12 protein-coding genes and 1 pseudogene are annotated in these 14323 nt (G+C 42.7%); 5 read left to right on the plus strand and 8 right to left on the minus strand.

The features are described 5' to 3' along the window. Nucleotides 1-53 precede the first annotated feature (53 nt). Entirely contained in the window at nucleotides 54-941 is an 888-nt protein-coding gene (gene rhtA, locus JK188_RS11850) for a threonine/homoserine exporter RhtA (protein WP_036949726.1), read from the minus strand. A 301-nt stretch (nucleotides 942-1242) separates the two neighbouring features. Between rhtA and JK188_RS11855 the strand changes: the two genes are divergently transcribed. The 3 genes from JK188_RS11855 (at nucleotide 1243) to JK188_RS11865 (ending at nucleotide 4146) form a co-directional block, all read left to right on the plus strand. After that, nucleotides 1243-1818 (plus strand): TIGR00730 family Rossman fold protein, encoded by a 576-nt coding sequence (locus tag JK188_RS11855; RefSeq protein WP_211884981.1) that lies wholly within the window; start codon nucleotides 1243-1245, stop codon nucleotides 1816-1818. Nucleotides 1819-1835: 17 nt separating this feature from the next. Beyond that, nucleotides 1836-2294: a GNAT family N-acetyltransferase gene (locus JK188_RS11860; protein WP_211884982.1), complete on the plus strand. Its 459-nt coding sequence runs from the start codon at nucleotides 1836-1838 to the stop codon at nucleotides 2292-2294. A gap of 253 nt (nucleotides 2295-2547) precedes the next feature. Then, entirely contained in the window at nucleotides 2548-4146 is a 1599-nt protein-coding gene (locus tag JK188_RS11865; RefSeq protein WP_211884983.1) for an ABC-F family ATPase, read from the plus strand. 90 nt (nucleotides 4147-4236) lie between these two features. Here the strand turns inward: JK188_RS11865 and JK188_RS11870 are convergent, their stop codons facing one another. The 3 genes from JK188_RS11870 to moeA form a co-directional block, all read right to left on the minus strand. Further along, nucleotides 4237-4572 (minus strand): zinc ribbon domain-containing protein YjdM, encoded by a 336-nt coding sequence (locus JK188_RS11870; protein ID WP_036949717.1) that lies wholly within the window; start codon nucleotides 4570-4572, stop codon nucleotides 4237-4239. A 202-nt stretch (nucleotides 4573-4774) separates the two neighbouring features. After that, on the minus strand, nucleotides 4775-5521 hold the full coding sequence (gene moeB, locus JK188_RS11875) for a molybdopterin-synthase adenylyltransferase MoeB (protein WP_211884984.1): 747 nt from the start codon (nucleotides 5519-5521) through the stop codon (nucleotides 4775-4777). Between the two features lie 4 nt (nucleotides 5522-5525). Continuing rightward, nucleotides 5526-6767: a molybdopterin molybdotransferase MoeA gene (gene moeA, locus JK188_RS11880; RefSeq protein ID WP_211884985.1), complete on the minus strand. Its 1242-nt coding sequence runs from the start codon at nucleotides 6765-6767 to the stop codon at nucleotides 5526-5528. A 426-nt stretch (nucleotides 6768-7193) separates the two neighbouring features. Between moeA and folE the strand changes: the two genes are divergently transcribed. Together folE and yeiB are read left to right on the plus strand one after the other, a co-directional pair. Further along, entirely contained in the window at nucleotides 7194-7853 is a 660-nt protein-coding gene (gene folE / locus JK188_RS11885; RefSeq protein WP_036949713.1) for a GTP cyclohydrolase I FolE, read from the plus strand. 3 nt (nucleotides 7854-7856) lie between these two features. Beyond that, entirely contained in the window at nucleotides 7857-9038 is a 1182-nt protein-coding gene (gene yeiB, locus JK188_RS11890) for a DUF418 domain-containing protein YeiB (RefSeq protein WP_211884986.1), read from the plus strand. Here yeiB and sanA read toward each other — a convergent pair. From sanA to JK188_RS11905, 4 genes and pseudogenes are all read right to left on the minus strand, one after another. Further along, nucleotides 9035-9739, minus strand: a complete 705-nt coding sequence (gene sanA, locus JK188_RS11895) for an outer membrane permeability protein SanA (protein ID WP_036949704.1) — start codon at nucleotides 9737-9739, stop codon at nucleotides 9035-9037. The two genes, yeiB and sanA, sit on opposite strands and share 4 nt — an antisense overlap. A gap of 147 nt (nucleotides 9740-9886) precedes the next feature. Beyond that, nucleotides 9887-11005, minus strand: a complete 1119-nt coding sequence (locus tag JK188_RS17865; protein ID WP_336431238.1) for a hypothetical protein — start codon at nucleotides 11003-11005, stop codon at nucleotides 9887-9889. Between the two features lie 24 nt (nucleotides 11006-11029). After that, nucleotides 11030-11920: pseudogene (locus JK188_RS17750) on the minus strand (rhomboid family intramembrane serine protease); the annotation flags it as partial. A 168-nt stretch (nucleotides 11921-12088) separates the two neighbouring features. After that, a complete protein-coding gene (locus JK188_RS11905; RefSeq protein ID WP_036949699.1) occupies nucleotides 12089-13786 on the minus strand; it encodes an NAD-dependent malic enzyme in 1698 nt (565 codons plus the stop codon). Nucleotides 13787-14323: the final 537 nt, after the last annotated feature.

Raw genomic sequence — 14323 nt, forward strand, 5'->3', positions numbered from 1 at the left:
GGCTAATAGAAATGCCTATTAGCCTTTAATAAAAGTGAATATAACGTAATTATTTACGATACTTTCTCAATCTTTGATTTGGGTACTGAAGTTGATGTTGAACCAATAGACGCGCATACAATACACAACAGCGCTAACCATTGTGTCATCGTTAAATGCTCTTGCAGGAAGACAATGCCTAAAAATGCTCCCATGCAAGGCTCTAGGCTCATTAGGGTACCGAATGTTTTTGCGGGCAGTTTGGTTAACGCTATCATCTCCAATGTATATGGAAACGCGGTAGACAAAATAGCGACCCCTAAAGCCAGAGGTAAAATAGCTGGGTCAAACATCGCTTCAACTCCGGTTTGCATTAACCCAATCGGGAAGAAAATCAACGCAGAAATCAACGAACCCACTGCAACGGTAGCGGCGCCGTAACCTGCACCAGCGCGTTGCCCAAAGATAATATAAATCGCCCAGCAGACACCGGCACCTAAGGCATAAGCGGCACCAACGAGATCGAGAGAGTCAATGTTATTGCCAATAGGAAGTAAGAATAGCAACCCGGCAATGACAAGCCCAATCCATAAAAAATCGATAGGGCGGCGAGAAGAGAACATCGCAACGGCTAATGGACCCGTAAACTCAAGTGCGACCGCAATCCCTAAAGGGATACGCTCAAGCGCTAAATAAAACAGGTAGTTCATGGTGCCGAGAGATAAACCATAAGCAAGCAGTGGCCCCAGAGAGCTTTTTCTGAAATTTAAACGCCATGGTTTAAAGATCACGCACAAAATAATCGTGGCAAGCAACAAACGTAAACCGGTAACACCTGGTGCGCCGATAAGTGGGAACAATGTTTTGGCTAAAGAGGCACCGCTTTGGATTGACATCATTGCCAGTAATAGCAAGCCTATCGGTAATAGCGGAAAAGCACTCTTTTTAGTATCGGCAGACATGAATAAAAAACCTCAGAAAAACGTTGGGAACGTCGATAAAACCCACACTGTATATACAGATAAAATGGGTAAATATAAATAATAATGGTGGTTTGTTGGGATATTTACCCTAAGCCAGCAAATTGGCGTGAATTATCTCACAGAATTCATGCAGATTATATTGCTTTGTTGAGAGCGAAAAATTCATCATATTATTTAATATTGGATAACGACTAAAAATAAAATATTGTGAGTTGAGCTTCTTTGAGGGTACCGTATAATTTTGCGCTTACAAGAATGATAATAGGAATGAAAATAGAACATGAAAAAAATTAAAAGCGTCGCGGTTTATTGTGGTTCAAGCATGGGTACGAATGAGATTTATCAAAAACAAGCCATTGAGTTTGCAAAAGAGCTGGTAAAACGTGATATCGCTTTAGTCTACGGTGGTGCGAGTGTTGGGCTGATGGGGACCGTTGCTGATACGGTATTATCTTTAGGTGGCAAGGCTATTGGAGTGATCCCATCCCTGCTTGAAGAGCGTGAAATCTCGCATAAAAATCTGACCGAACTGTACAGAGTTGACACCATGCATCAGCGCAAAAGTAAAATGATTGAACTTGCTGACGGTTTTGTCGCAATGCCTGGTGGATACGGCACTTTAGAAGAATACAGCGAAGTGTTCACATGGAGTCAAATTGGTTTACATACTAAGCCTTGCGGATTATTCAATATTAATAATTACTGGCAGCCTCTGATTGATATGACCAATAAAATGGCGGATGAGGGCTTTTTACATGAAAAATATCGTCATATGGCGATTGTGGAATCATCCCCAGCCAGTTTATTAGATCAATTTGAAACGTATATTGCACTACCAGTGAAAACTTACGACTAACTTATTTGGGTAGCTTTATGATCAGAAAAGCAAAAAAAGGGGATTTATCAGCAATTCTCGCGCTCTACCAAATTTTATTTACCGAGATGGCTAAGTTTGATCGTGAAAGGTTACAAGCCGCGGAACAATCGAGTGAGTTTGTTGAAAATGCCATTGAGGATGATAAGTTTCATCTTTTAGTGGCTGATTATGAAGGTGAAATCAAAGGCTTTTGTATTGCCCAAAAACAAACAGCAGATCCTTATAGTTGCATTGTGCCAAGGGACTTCGGTTATATTTTTGATTTGGTCATCTCTCCCGGTTTTCGAGGTGAAAAAGCAGGTAAACATCTATTAGATGGAATGAAAGAGTGGGCTAAGTTGCAGAAATTTAGTCACTTAGAACTTTCAGTATTAGCGCAAAACCACCAAGCCATTAAGTTTTATGAGCGTGAAGGGTTAGTCGAGGTATCCCGTACCATGGGGATCGCGTTGTAAATTTTAAGCTCTCCGTTATTGGGGAGCTTTTTATGGTATTGGCTCCAAGGCATCATTAATGATGAGGCAATTGGCATTATGAACAAATCATATCTTTTTCAGAAAAAGCAGCTCAAAAATGAGCACAAGATCTAAACGCGGGATTATGGCATAATGCGCGGCTATTTATTCTTATCAGACTTCAAGTCGGCGAGATAAGGGCAATTACGCCAATCTCGGGGCGACTCTACAAAGATCAATTTAAGGCATCGCAGTGTTAACAACCAACAATATCACTATGCAGTTTGGCAGTAAGCCGCTGTTTGAAAACATCTCAGTTAAATTCGGTACCGGTAACCGCTACGGTCTGATCGGTGCGAATGGTGCGGGTAAATCTACATTTATGAAAATTCTGGGTGGGGATTTAACGCCAACCGCAGGGAATGTGAGCACCACGGATCCTAACGAGCGTTTAGGTAAATTACGCCAAGACCAGTTTGCATTCGAAGAATTCACCGTTCTCGATACCGTTATCATGGGACATGCTGAGCTTTGGGATGTAAAGCAAGAGCGTGACAGAATTTATGCGATGCCAGAAATGAGTGAAGAAGATGGTTATCGCGTTGCAGATCTTGAAGTGGCTTACGGTGAAATGGATGGCTATAGTGCGGAAGCGCGTGCGGGTGAGCTACTATTAGGCGTTGGTATTCCGGTTGAGCAACATTATGGTCCAATGAGCGAAGTGGCGCCGGGTTGGAAACTGCGTGTGCTATTGGCTCAGGCATTATTTGCAGATCCAGATATTCTGCTACTTGATGAACCGACGAACAACTTGGATATCGATACCATCCGTTGGTTAGAGCAAGTGCTGAATGACCGTAACTGCACTATGGTTATCATTTCCCATGATAGACACTTCTTAAATACCGTTTGTACGCACATGGCGGACTTAGATTACGGTGAGCTGCGTTTATTCCCGGGTAACTATGATGAGTATATGATTGCGGCAACCCAAGCGAGAGAGCGTCTACTATCCGATAACGCCAAGAAAAAAGCGCAAATTGCTGAATTGCAATCTTTCGTCAGCCGCTTCAGTGCTAACGCATCAAAATCTAAACAAGCGACTTCTCGTGCTCGTCAAATTGATAAAATTCAATTGGATGAAGTTAAAGCTTCTAGCCGTCAAAACCCATTCATTCGTTTTGAACAAGAGAAAAAACTGTTCCGTAACGCTCTAGAATTAGAAGCGGTTACTAACGGTTATGACCAAGGTCCTCTGTTTAAAAATGTGAACCTGTTAATGGAAGTGGGTGAGAAAATGGCGGTTATCGGTGCTAACGGTATCGGTAAAACTACATTCTTAAAAACCTTAGTCGGTGAGCAACCAGCGACAAGCGGGATCGTAAAATGGTCTGAAAACCATAACATTGGTTATTATGCGCAAGACCACGCAGACGACTTTGATACTGACCTGAACGTGTTTGACTGGATGAGCCAGTGGAAAAGCGAAGGGGATGACGAGCAAGCGGTTCGTAGTATTTTAGGTCGCTTACTATTCTCTCAAGACGATATTAAGAAAAAAGTGTCGGTCTTATCAGGTGGTGAGCAGGGTCGTATGTTATTTGGTAAGCTGATGATGCAACAGCCAAATATTTTGATTATGGATGAACCGACCAACCACTTAGATATGGAATCCATTGAATCGTTGAACTTAGCATTGGAAATGTATCAAGGTACGCTGATTTTCGTTTCCCATGACCGTGAGTTTGTGAGTTCACTGGCCACCCGTATTCTTGAGATTAAAGAAGATAAGGTTATTGATTTTAAAGGCACTTATGATGAGTACCTGAAAAGCCAAGGCGTTGTTATCTAATCTTGTTTGAATCAAAAAATAGCCCCGCTGGTGTGATACCCGCGGGGCTATTTTTATTTAGCTGTTCAAAATGGCAGAACAGCCTCAAAATTAGTTTTTCTTCACAAACTCAGATTTCAGTTTCATTTGACCGAAACCATCGATTTTACAATCGATATTGTGATCGCCTTCCACTAAACGGATACCTTTAACGCGGGTACCGATTTTCAGCATTGAAGAACTACCTTTCACTTTAAGATCTTTGATTACGGTAACAGTATCGCCATCAGCTAATAAGTTGCCATTAGCATCTTTTACGATGAGTTCATCAATGTCAGTAACTGGCTCAGCATCATTCCATTCGTGCGCGCACTCAGGGCAGATGTACATATCGTTGTCAGTATAGGTGTATTCAGACTGACATTTTGGGCAAGGAGGTAATGACATATTTATATTCTCAGTAATGACTGACACAGTCATAGTTCAAATCAGTAGGGATAACGAGGTTCCCCGAAAGGGGGATAGTATAAGACCAAAGACAAGATAAATGAATTTTTAGGAATATTCCTAATTTTGTATCTTAAAATATGGTGAGGTAGCAAAATGGTGAGACAGAAAAATGGCGAGACTTAGCTCGCCATGGATAATCTTAAGAGCAAACCTCACAGTGGGGGTCTTTATTCAGTTTAAATTGACGAAAATCCAGCGTCATCGCATCAAATAACAGCACTTTCCCAACATTGATTTTGCCGTATTGCGCCAGCAACTTGATGGTTTCCATCGCTTCTAATGTGCCAATTGTCCCCACCAGCGGCGCCATGACGCCAGCTTCTACACATGTCAGGCTATTTTCTCCAAACAGTCGGCTTAGGCAGTGATAGCAGGGCATTCCTTCTTCATAGGTAAATACGGAAAGTTGCCCTTCCATACGAATCGCGGCACCCGAAACAAAAGGAATTTTGTGCTTAAAGCAGAGGCGATTAAGCTGCTCACGAATGGCAACATTATCCGTGCAATCTAAGATCACATGATGCTGTAGAACTAATTGCTCCAGCTCAGGATCCTCCAATTGCGCGTTAACCGTATCAATCTGGATATGGGGATTGATGGCAGCTAGCTGTGCTTTGGCTGAATTCACTTTAGGCTCACCGATGGTGGCGTCACGGTGCAGGGTTTGGCGCTGCAAATTTGATAGGGAAACCGTATCAAAATCTACGAGGGTTAAATGACCGACGCCCGCGGCGGCAAGGTATTGCGTTGCAGCGCAACCAAGTCCACCAAGCCCAACAACCAAGACTTTACCTGCCTTCAGCTTTTCCTGCCCGTCAAAATCGAAGCCGCGCAAGATAATTTGGCGGTTATAACGCAGCATTTCCTGATCAGTCAGCTCTTGCACAGTCTTACTCACTTTTTAATAAGTAATTGAACATTTCCACATCAACCATTTCACCTGCCGTCACTTTTCCGCGCTCGCGCTCTAATACGATAAAGCAGTTTGCTTGGCTAAAAGAACTGAAAACGTGTGAGCCTTGGTGTCCTGTGGTCGCCACTTGTAGCTGACCTTGTTCATTGACGCTTAAAATGCCTCGTTGGAAATCAAGGCGTCCCGGTGATTTTTTCAGTGGTGTAGTGACAGGCACTTTGAAGCGGACAGGGGCTTTCCATTGGCTATGGCCGCTGAGGTGAGCAATTAATGGCTGAACTAATTGATAGAAAGTCAGCGCGGCAGAGACAGGATTGCCCGGTAAGCCACAGAACCACGCGGAACTTAACTTGCCAAATGCGAAAGGTTTACCTGGCTTAATAGCTAATTTCCAAAATCCAATCTCACCCAGTTCATCCAAAATTTGTTTGGTGTAATCCGCTTCTCCGACAGAGACGCCGCCGCTGCTGATGACTAAATCAGCACATTGGTTAGCTTCAATAAAGGTTTGTTTGAGCTTTTCTGGTGAATCGGGGATCACGCCGAAATCCAGTACTTCGCAATTGAGTTTTTCTAACATTAAGCGAACGGCAAAACGGTTTGTGTCATAAATTTGCCCCTCAGCCAGAGGTTCGCCTACTGCTTGAAGCTCATCACCGGTTGAGAACACGGCAACTTTCAAACGGCGCTGGACTGTCACATTCGCAATTCCAAGAGACGCTATCAATGGTAGCTGTGCGGTGGAGAGTAAGGTTCCGGCAGGGAATACCGCGCTACCTTGGGCAATATCTTCACCAGCTTTGCGGATATTGTTACCTTGCTTGAAGCTTTCCGTAAAAATAATCCCTTGGTCAGTTTGTTCTGTTGCTTCTTGCATGACAACGGTATCAACGCCTTCAGGAATAGGCGCTCCCGTCATGATCCTTACACAGCTACCTGCGGGTAATTTTCCTTCCATTGGGTTGCCAGCAAAGGATTTTCCAGCGACGGGCATCGGGGTTTTTCCATCCCAATCAGCAAAGCGAAAACCATAACCATCCATCGCGGAGTTATCAAACGGCGGGACATTAATGGGAGAAATTAGGTCTTCGGCAATAATACGTTGGGCAGACTCAGTTAGTGGAATGATTTCAGTGCTTGTGACAGTTGCGGTGTTTGAAAGTAATTTTTCTAATGCAAGCTCTAGTGAAATCAAACCGTTAGTATGACACTGGTCCATAAATCGTTACCCCTTAATCTTGTTATTGGCCTTCGAGGCTTAAAATAAATTGTTGGCGGTATTATGTCAGATATAGCGCATTGGGTGAATGAATAGAAATTGATTACTGATAGCTTTTGGGTGGATAGTTTGTCTCATTTGGGTCACATATTGCGTTGTTTTAATGAACCCGTTATCGAAGAACACGATTTTTGCTAAAACAGAGCTACCAAAAAGGCTAAAATAAAGGGTGTTATTAATCGCATTTAAATAATGAAATAGTTATTTAAATGGCAAGGAGTATTCTGGATCGAGTCGCGCGATAACCTGCAAATATTTCATGCTGTTGATAGATGTATTACTGGATTATCTGCACTTGCTGCTTTAGAGTACCGCGCACACCTGCATTTTTATAAAAATAGCGTTATACCATCTGTGGAGGATCCTATGTCATCTCTGAGTAAAGAGGCCGAATTAGTTCATGCTGCTTTGGAAGCAAGAGGGCTTGAAACCCCGTTACGTATTCAACCAAAATCCGGTGAGGATCGTAAGCAACTGATTGAAGGGCATATGACCGAAATTATGAAGTTGCTGAACTTAGATTTAACCGATGATAGCTTGGCGGATACCCCGCGCCGTATCGCAAAAATGTATGTGGATGAGATTTTTTCAGGTCTTGACTACGCTAACTTCCCAAAAATCACATTAATTGAAAATAAAATGAATGTGGATGAAATGGTTACTGTGCGTGATATTACTCTGACCAGTACTTGTGAGCACCACTTTGTGACGATCGACGGTAAAGCGATTGTGGCATACATCCCTAAAGACAAAGTGATTGGTTTATCGAAAATCAACCGTATTGTGCAGTTTTTCTCACAGCGTCCACAAGTTCAAGAACGTTTAACTCAGCAAATTTTAGTGGCTCTGCAAACGTTGCTAGGCACCATGAATGTCGCGGTTTCTATTGATGCAGTTCATTACTGTGTGAAAGCCCGTGGTATACGTGATGCGACCAGTGCAACAACCACCACATCATTGGGTGGGCTGTTCAAGTCTAGCCAAAATACACGTCAAGAATTCTTACGTGCGGTTCGCCATCTCTAATTTATGACCTCAACCGTTTCAGTTGCCCCTAAAAGCCGTATTGGGCAACTTGATACAGTACGTGGCATTGCTATCCTCGGTATTTTATTACTGAATATCTTTGGATTTGCTTTACCACAAGCGGCCTATCTTAATCCCTATTTCACCCCCGAAGTATCATCCTCTGATGCGGCGGTTTGGGTGTTTTTTAATCTTTTATTTCAAGGGAAGTTTCTGGGAATTTTTTCCTTACTTTTTGGTGCCACATTAGGCTTGCTAAGCTATCGCGCAATATTATGGCAACGTAGCCGACTGATTGTTTTAGCGATTATTGGCTTGATTCATGGAATTGGTTTTTGGGATGGGGATATTCTTCTCGCCTATTCCTTGACGGGACTGGTTGCGATAATGGTGTTGCCACACTATGCGGCTTCCACATTGTTCAAAATTGCCATTTCTATCTATTTGATTGGTTTGGTTATTTTATTTGCCATCGGCAGCAATGTGGTGGATACCAGTTTTTGGCAGATCACCGCAGACCAAGCGTTTCTTGATGCTTGGCAACACCGCATTGGCGGAATTACGGGGATCGCATATCGCACAGGTGAAGTGGCGATGATGGTTGAGTTATTGGTTATTCAGTATGGCTGGCAACTGGTTGCGATGATGATCTTAGGAGCGCTGTTACTGAAAAATGGTTGGCTAAAAGGGCAATTTACCGAGCAGCATTATCGTCGAATGGCCATTGTATTAATCCTCCCAACCGTAGCTATTCAGTCAGTGGCTCTGTATGTTCAAAGCCTTTTGGGTTGGCGCTATTTTGATACCTCGATTGTTGGTTATATCATTAATGAGCTAGCGGTGCCGTTTCAGTCTTTGGGCTATATTGCGCTAGTTTATGGTTTTTGGGGGATATTTAGCCGAAGTGTGCTCGCGAAAGCCTTGCAAAATGTGGGGCGGATGGCGTTGAGTAATTACTTACTTCAAACACTGATTTGTACCACTATTTTTTATCATTTGGGTTACTTTTATCAGTTTACCCGAGTGGAGTTGTTAGCGTTCATTCCACCCATTTGGTGTGCTAACTTGCTGTTTTCTTATTGCTGGTTGCGCTTCTTTGAGCAAGGGCCAGTGGAGTGGTGTTGGCGACAACTGACAGATAAACTTTTTTATCTTTTAAATCGACATTCACCATCTGAACATTAATTGAGTTTATTCAGTTCATCAGGGGTAACTGCTGGATAGCCTTTTGTGCCATCAGGCATTTTTATTGGAGCGGGAATGGATTCTTGTTCCCCTAAAAATTTAGGTTCACGCTGGAGAATATAGAGATCGGCAAGCGCACCCAAGCGGGCAAACACTTCACGTATCCGCACTTTAAACATACCTTCCGGCGTCGGTACCGCTAAACATTGGGCATCAATCCCTTTGTGTTTAGCAATGAATAGCGCTCTTTCACAATGAAAACGTTGGGTGATAATGGTGAAGTTATCGGTATCGAATACTTTTTTCGTGCGAACTACCGAGTCTAAGGTTCTAAAACCTGCAAAATCGAGCACAATTTTTGAGGCGGGAACACCCGCTTTGATGAGGTCTTTACGCATGGCGATAGGCTCATTGTAATTGTGTGCGCCGTTGTCACCGCTTAGGAGTAAATACTTTACTTTGCCGCTATGATAGGCATCCGCAGCGCCTTTAATTCGATATGTGTAATAGAGGTTAGTGGCACCGGAGGCATAATATTTAGATGTGCCGAGAACCATCCCAACATCGCGGGCAGGCAGTTGCTCTACATCTTCATAGATATAGGGTGCAGTTTCCCAACTGATCCAGCGGTCGAGTAAAATAACAGTGGCGAAAGCTATCCCTGCCAGTATTAATAGACCATAAAGCAGACGTTTCCTCATGTCCTCGCCTTGAATAATTAATGCCTATAATAATTAGTGGTAACAATTAATAGGCTACTTGACTTAATTTCGTGACGCAAGTCGCGTAACGTAAAATCGTGTCAATATGGCATCGAATTGAAAAACAATAAGATGCCATATGTTGGTTTATTGGTTCGGTGTTCCACCAAAACAGAGTAATGGGCTGATGGTGTTTCTATCGGCGGATTTTTGTTTATCAACCACATAAAATGATTTTGGGTAAGTGATCACCCAAGCATTATCAGTTTCAGCAATCCCTTGAATATATTCACCATTTGTTGGGACCGGCAGAACATTTTGGATATTCAATGTATTGAGGCTGGTGGTGACCAGTGGAACCTGGGCTTCACTAGGGTATTGTGGCAAATAGTAAGCTTGGGTTAACGCCGTATTGATGCCATATCGACCGTACTGTATATCGCTATTATTTCCACACCAATGATATTCCGTGATAGGTGAGGTTGGTGCTGTGACATGAGCGAAAACAAAGCGAGTATCTGTCACCATCCAGATGGATTGGCTATCTGGTGTGAAATAAAACTCTCTAACAGAATCATAATAATTCTCTACCGTAAACCAAGGTTTTTCACTAAACGTAAGTGTTTGAGTATCTAACAGATAGGCAGCTTGGGTGACATTGTCATACAGCGCTAGATGTTTTTCATCGGGGGAAAGCGCGGCTGGCATCTGAACACCAAAAGCACCTTGATACTCTTGGCTATCAGGGAAGGTAAGCTTTTTCTCGACGGTATTATTTGAAAGGTTAATCACCGCGATACTGTTTTCTACGCCGCTTGTGACAAATGCACGCGGGCTATTTTTCATCACATAAATTTGGCGAGGGAAAAAGCTAGTTTCAATATTGGCTTCTACTTTTTGCGTGTCGATATCAATCACACTCACGCTGTTTGGTTGAAGCGAAGCAACATACAGTTTCTTTCCATCGGTGCTGAGCGCCGCGCCATAAGCACCCATCCCACGGCAGCGATTAGAGCTACAGCCTGTTTCATTTTTAGGTAATGGAAGCTGAATAGTAAACAGCAATTTCCAATCATCATTGGCTGAAGAGTAAGCGCTAACTAGGTTGGCTTCTTCGTCCGTGATAAAGATTCTTTGGTGGGCATCATCACTGAGAATAAAGCTCGGTTCAATTAATTCAGGGGCTTGAACAAGAATACCAGTAACTTGCTCTTCAGATTGCGCGGCGGGGAGTGATGCAAGCTCCTTTTCAGCAGCTTGTTCCATCACTCGTTTAGCTTGCTCAGCTTTGGCTGAATTCAGTTCTTTATCCAGCTCTTGGTAGATAAATTCACGCTCAGTAACAAGATCTTCATCAGTCGAAAATGATTGCTGGTGGATAACGAATGCTAAAATTCCCCCCATGATTAACACAACGAGTAAATCTAACACGTACTTTTTGGCAGGAATGAGAACGAAAGCAAAGCCAATTACGGCACCTGCAAGCGCGCCACCAATATGAGCAGCATTATCCACCCCCGATTGCATCCCGTTAATTAAGGTTAATGCAATCATGGCAATAATATTATAGAGAGGGCGCTTAAGGGTATCGCGAGCGTCTTTAGTGAGGTCAGGGTTATTGAGCTGTTTTAAAAGTTCAATTACTGAGGCGGCGGCTAGGCCCATAATCGCCCCAGACGCGCCCAAGCTGACAGTAATATAGACGGTATTATCATTCTGTAGCAGGCTGCTCCATGACATCATGTCAAAGCGGCGCATTGCACTGTTTAAGGCTTCTTGATATTGCCAAGCTGCGCTAACAAATGACCCTACAATCCCTGCAAATAGGTAGATGGCAAGGTAACGAAATTTACCAAAAGCGCGTTCACATTCAATACCAATAACCAGTAAGGCAAGGGTATTTAATCCTAAATGTAGCCATCCAGAATGTAGAACTATGCTAATAGGATAACGCCACCAATCACCTGTGAGAGAGAGTTGATAGACGCTGGCTCCGAAGAGCAACAAATTGTATTCCTGAGATTCAAGAGGGGCAGCAAAGTTAAGCTGATAAAAATAGATACCAATATTAAGAATCGCAATAAGCAGTGTGAGTGCTATCGCCCATAGGGAAAACTTGCGAATATTTTTTTTGGGCGTAGATTCAGGCGGAGTTGATTCAGGTATGGTTGGCTCTGACATGAGCGAGTCCTATGTAAACCGGTTATGTTTGCATCTTAAATAACTCTGGCGGCTATCTCAATCGCAAGTTATAGAAACGGGATACTTTCAGACAATGTTGAAATATAGAAAACAGAGAAAATAAAAAAAGAGCACCGAAGTGCTCTTTAATTTATTAATTACAGTTAGTTAGAATGAAGTTCGTTTATAGACACGATATTCTGGTTTCCAGAAATTGTGCTCAATCGCTTCATCTAATGCGCTATCTGATGTCATGGTCGCCACGCCTTGAACTTGCGCTTCTTTAGCCACTTGTTTTGCTATCACGCGGGAAACATCTTGGATCTCGGATAACAGTGGTAACAGTGGACCTTCACCCTTTTGTGCCAGTGGTGAGCAGCTTGCTAACGCACGGCTTGCCGCCATCAACATGCCATCTGTCACACGTTTTGCACCGGATGCAATCACGCCTAAACCAATACCAGGGAAGATATAGGAGTTGTTGCATTGCGCGATAGCAAAGATTTTGTCTTTATAAGCCACTGGTGGGAATGGGCTACCTGTGGCTACTAATGCCTGACCTTCTGTCCAGTTGATAATATCTTCTGGGCGCGCTTCAACACGAGATGTCGGGTTAGATAATGGCATCACGATTGGGCGAGGGCAGTGCTTGTGCATCTCTTTGATGATTTCTTCGGTGAATAGACCGGCTTGACCAGAAACACCAATCAGTACTGTTGGCTTCGCATTACGCACAACATCTAACAGTGAAATAGAGTCACTGTTGACATCCCAATCTTGCAAGTTAGCGCTGTTTTGCGTCAATTTGCTTTGGAAATCCAGTAAGTTTGGCAGTTTGTCTGTCAATAATCCGAAGCGGTCAACCATGTAGATGCGCGCACGCGCTTCTTCATCACTCAGACCTTCAGATTTCATTTGGGCAATAATTTGCTCTGCAATACCACATCCCGCAGAGCCTGCGCCCAAGAATGTGACGCGTTGGTCGCTCAGTTTGCTACCCGCCGCATGGCTGGCGGCAATTAAGCTACCAAGAGTAACGGAAGCGGTGCCTTGGATATCATCGTTAAAGCAGCATAGTTCATCGCGATAACGGTTTAGTAATGGCATCGCATTTTTCTGTGCAAAGTCTTCAAATTGCAGCAGCACATTTGGCCAGCGGCGTTTTACAGCTTGGATAAATTCTTCAAGGAATTCATCATACTCTTCGCCAGTAATACGCGGATGACGCCAGCCCATGTACAGTGGGTCATTCAGGCGTTGTGGGTTATTAGTACCAACATCAATAACAACTGGCAAGGTATACGCAGGGCTAATACCACCACAGGCGGTATACAGGGATAATTTACCAATTGGAATACCCATGCCGCCAATACCTTGGTCACCTAAACCAAGAATACGCTCACCATCTGTCACAACGATAACTTTTACGTTTTGTTTAGTGGCGTTTTGCAGCATGTCATCGATGTATTCACGGTTTGGATAAGAGATAAACAAACCACGCGCACGGCGATAGATATCAGAGAAATGTTCGCAAGCTTCACCCACTGTTGGGGTGTAAATGAGTGGCATCACTTCGGTTAAGTGTGCATCAATCAGGCGATAAAATAGGGTTTCGTTGGTGTCTTGAATATTACGCAGGTAAATATGCTTATCAATATCTGTTTTAAAATCAATTAATTGGCGATAAGCACGTTCAACTTGTTCTTCAATAGTTTCAACTTGTTCAGGTAGTAGGCCATACAGGTTGAAATTAGCGCGTTCTTCTTCTGTAAAGGCGCTTCCTTTATTCAGTAAAGGAAATTCGAGTAAGATTGGACCAGCGTAAGGAATGTATAGGGGACGTTTTGTTTCGTGTTCATGTTCCATGAAATATCACTCTTCGGACGATTAGTAAGCAACTGTCAGGTTAGATCCTAAGCTAAACAAAAAATATGTACAGTAAATAATGCTACAAAACAGTTAAATTTTTTACTGAATATTATGCGTTATATGATAAGGAAATTATCTACAGAAGGGAATTTTAGACGAGGTTTGTTTTACTATTACAACGAATGGATCACGCTTATTTAAGTTCGCCGATGCTTTTATCACGATATCAATCTTTTCAACGCAGTATGTGGTTTTGTTATAGGTTAAATTAATTTAACTGTTCAGTGGAAAATCAGTAATTATGGTGCGCTCGGTCGCTAGATGCTGATCCTGCTAAATATATTTTTATATATCATATATTGCCGCATGTTTTTAATTCATTTAGTTTTAATTTTCTTTTTATAAAACTATAAGATTGGTGGCTTTTATGATAAGGAATTTCACGTTAATTATTTTTATGCTCTTTCTATGTGCTTGTCATGGTTCAAATGATGTAAATAAAAACAATATTATTGAAAATAGTAATTCCTATGG

This window comes from Providencia sp. JGM181, assembly GCF_018257375.1.
In the GTDB taxonomy this organism is placed as follows: domain Bacteria; phylum Pseudomonadota; class Gammaproteobacteria; order Enterobacterales; family Enterobacteriaceae; genus Providencia; species Providencia lanzhouensis.

Coding starts and splice junctions, on each gene's coding strand:
- rhtA (WP_036949726.1), bottom strand. CDS start 941: ATGTCTGCCGATACTAAAAAGAGTGCTTTTCCGCTATTACCGATAGGC.
- JK188_RS11855 (WP_211884981.1), top strand. CDS start 1,243: ATGAAAAAAATTAAAAGCGTCGCGGTTTATTGTGGTTCAAGCATGGGT.
- JK188_RS11860 (WP_211884982.1), top strand. CDS start 1,836: ATGATCAGAAAAGCAAAAAAAGGGGATTTATCAGCAATTCTCGCGCTC.
- JK188_RS11870 (WP_036949717.1), bottom strand. CDS start 4,572: ATGTCATTACCTCCTTGCCCAAAATGTCAGTCTGAATACACCTATACT.
- moeA (WP_211884985.1), bottom strand. CDS start 6,767: ATGGACCAGTGTCATACTAACGGTTTGATTTCACTAGAGCTTGCATTA.
- folE (WP_036949713.1), top strand. CDS start 7,194: ATGTCATCTCTGAGTAAAGAGGCCGAATTAGTTCATGCTGCTTTGGAA.
- yeiB (WP_211884986.1), top strand. CDS start 7,857: ATGACCTCAACCGTTTCAGTTGCCCCTAAAAGCCGTATTGGGCAACTT.
- sanA (WP_036949704.1), bottom strand. CDS start 9,739: ATGAGGAAACGTCTGCTTTATGGTCTATTAATACTGGCAGGGATAGCT.
- JK188_RS17865 (WP_336431238.1), bottom strand. CDS start 11,005: ATGGAACAAGCTGCTGAAAAGGAGCTTGCATCACTCCCCGCCGCGCAA.
- JK188_RS11905 (WP_036949699.1), bottom strand. CDS start 13,786: ATGGAACATGAACACGAAACAAAACGTCCCCTATACATTCCTTACGCT.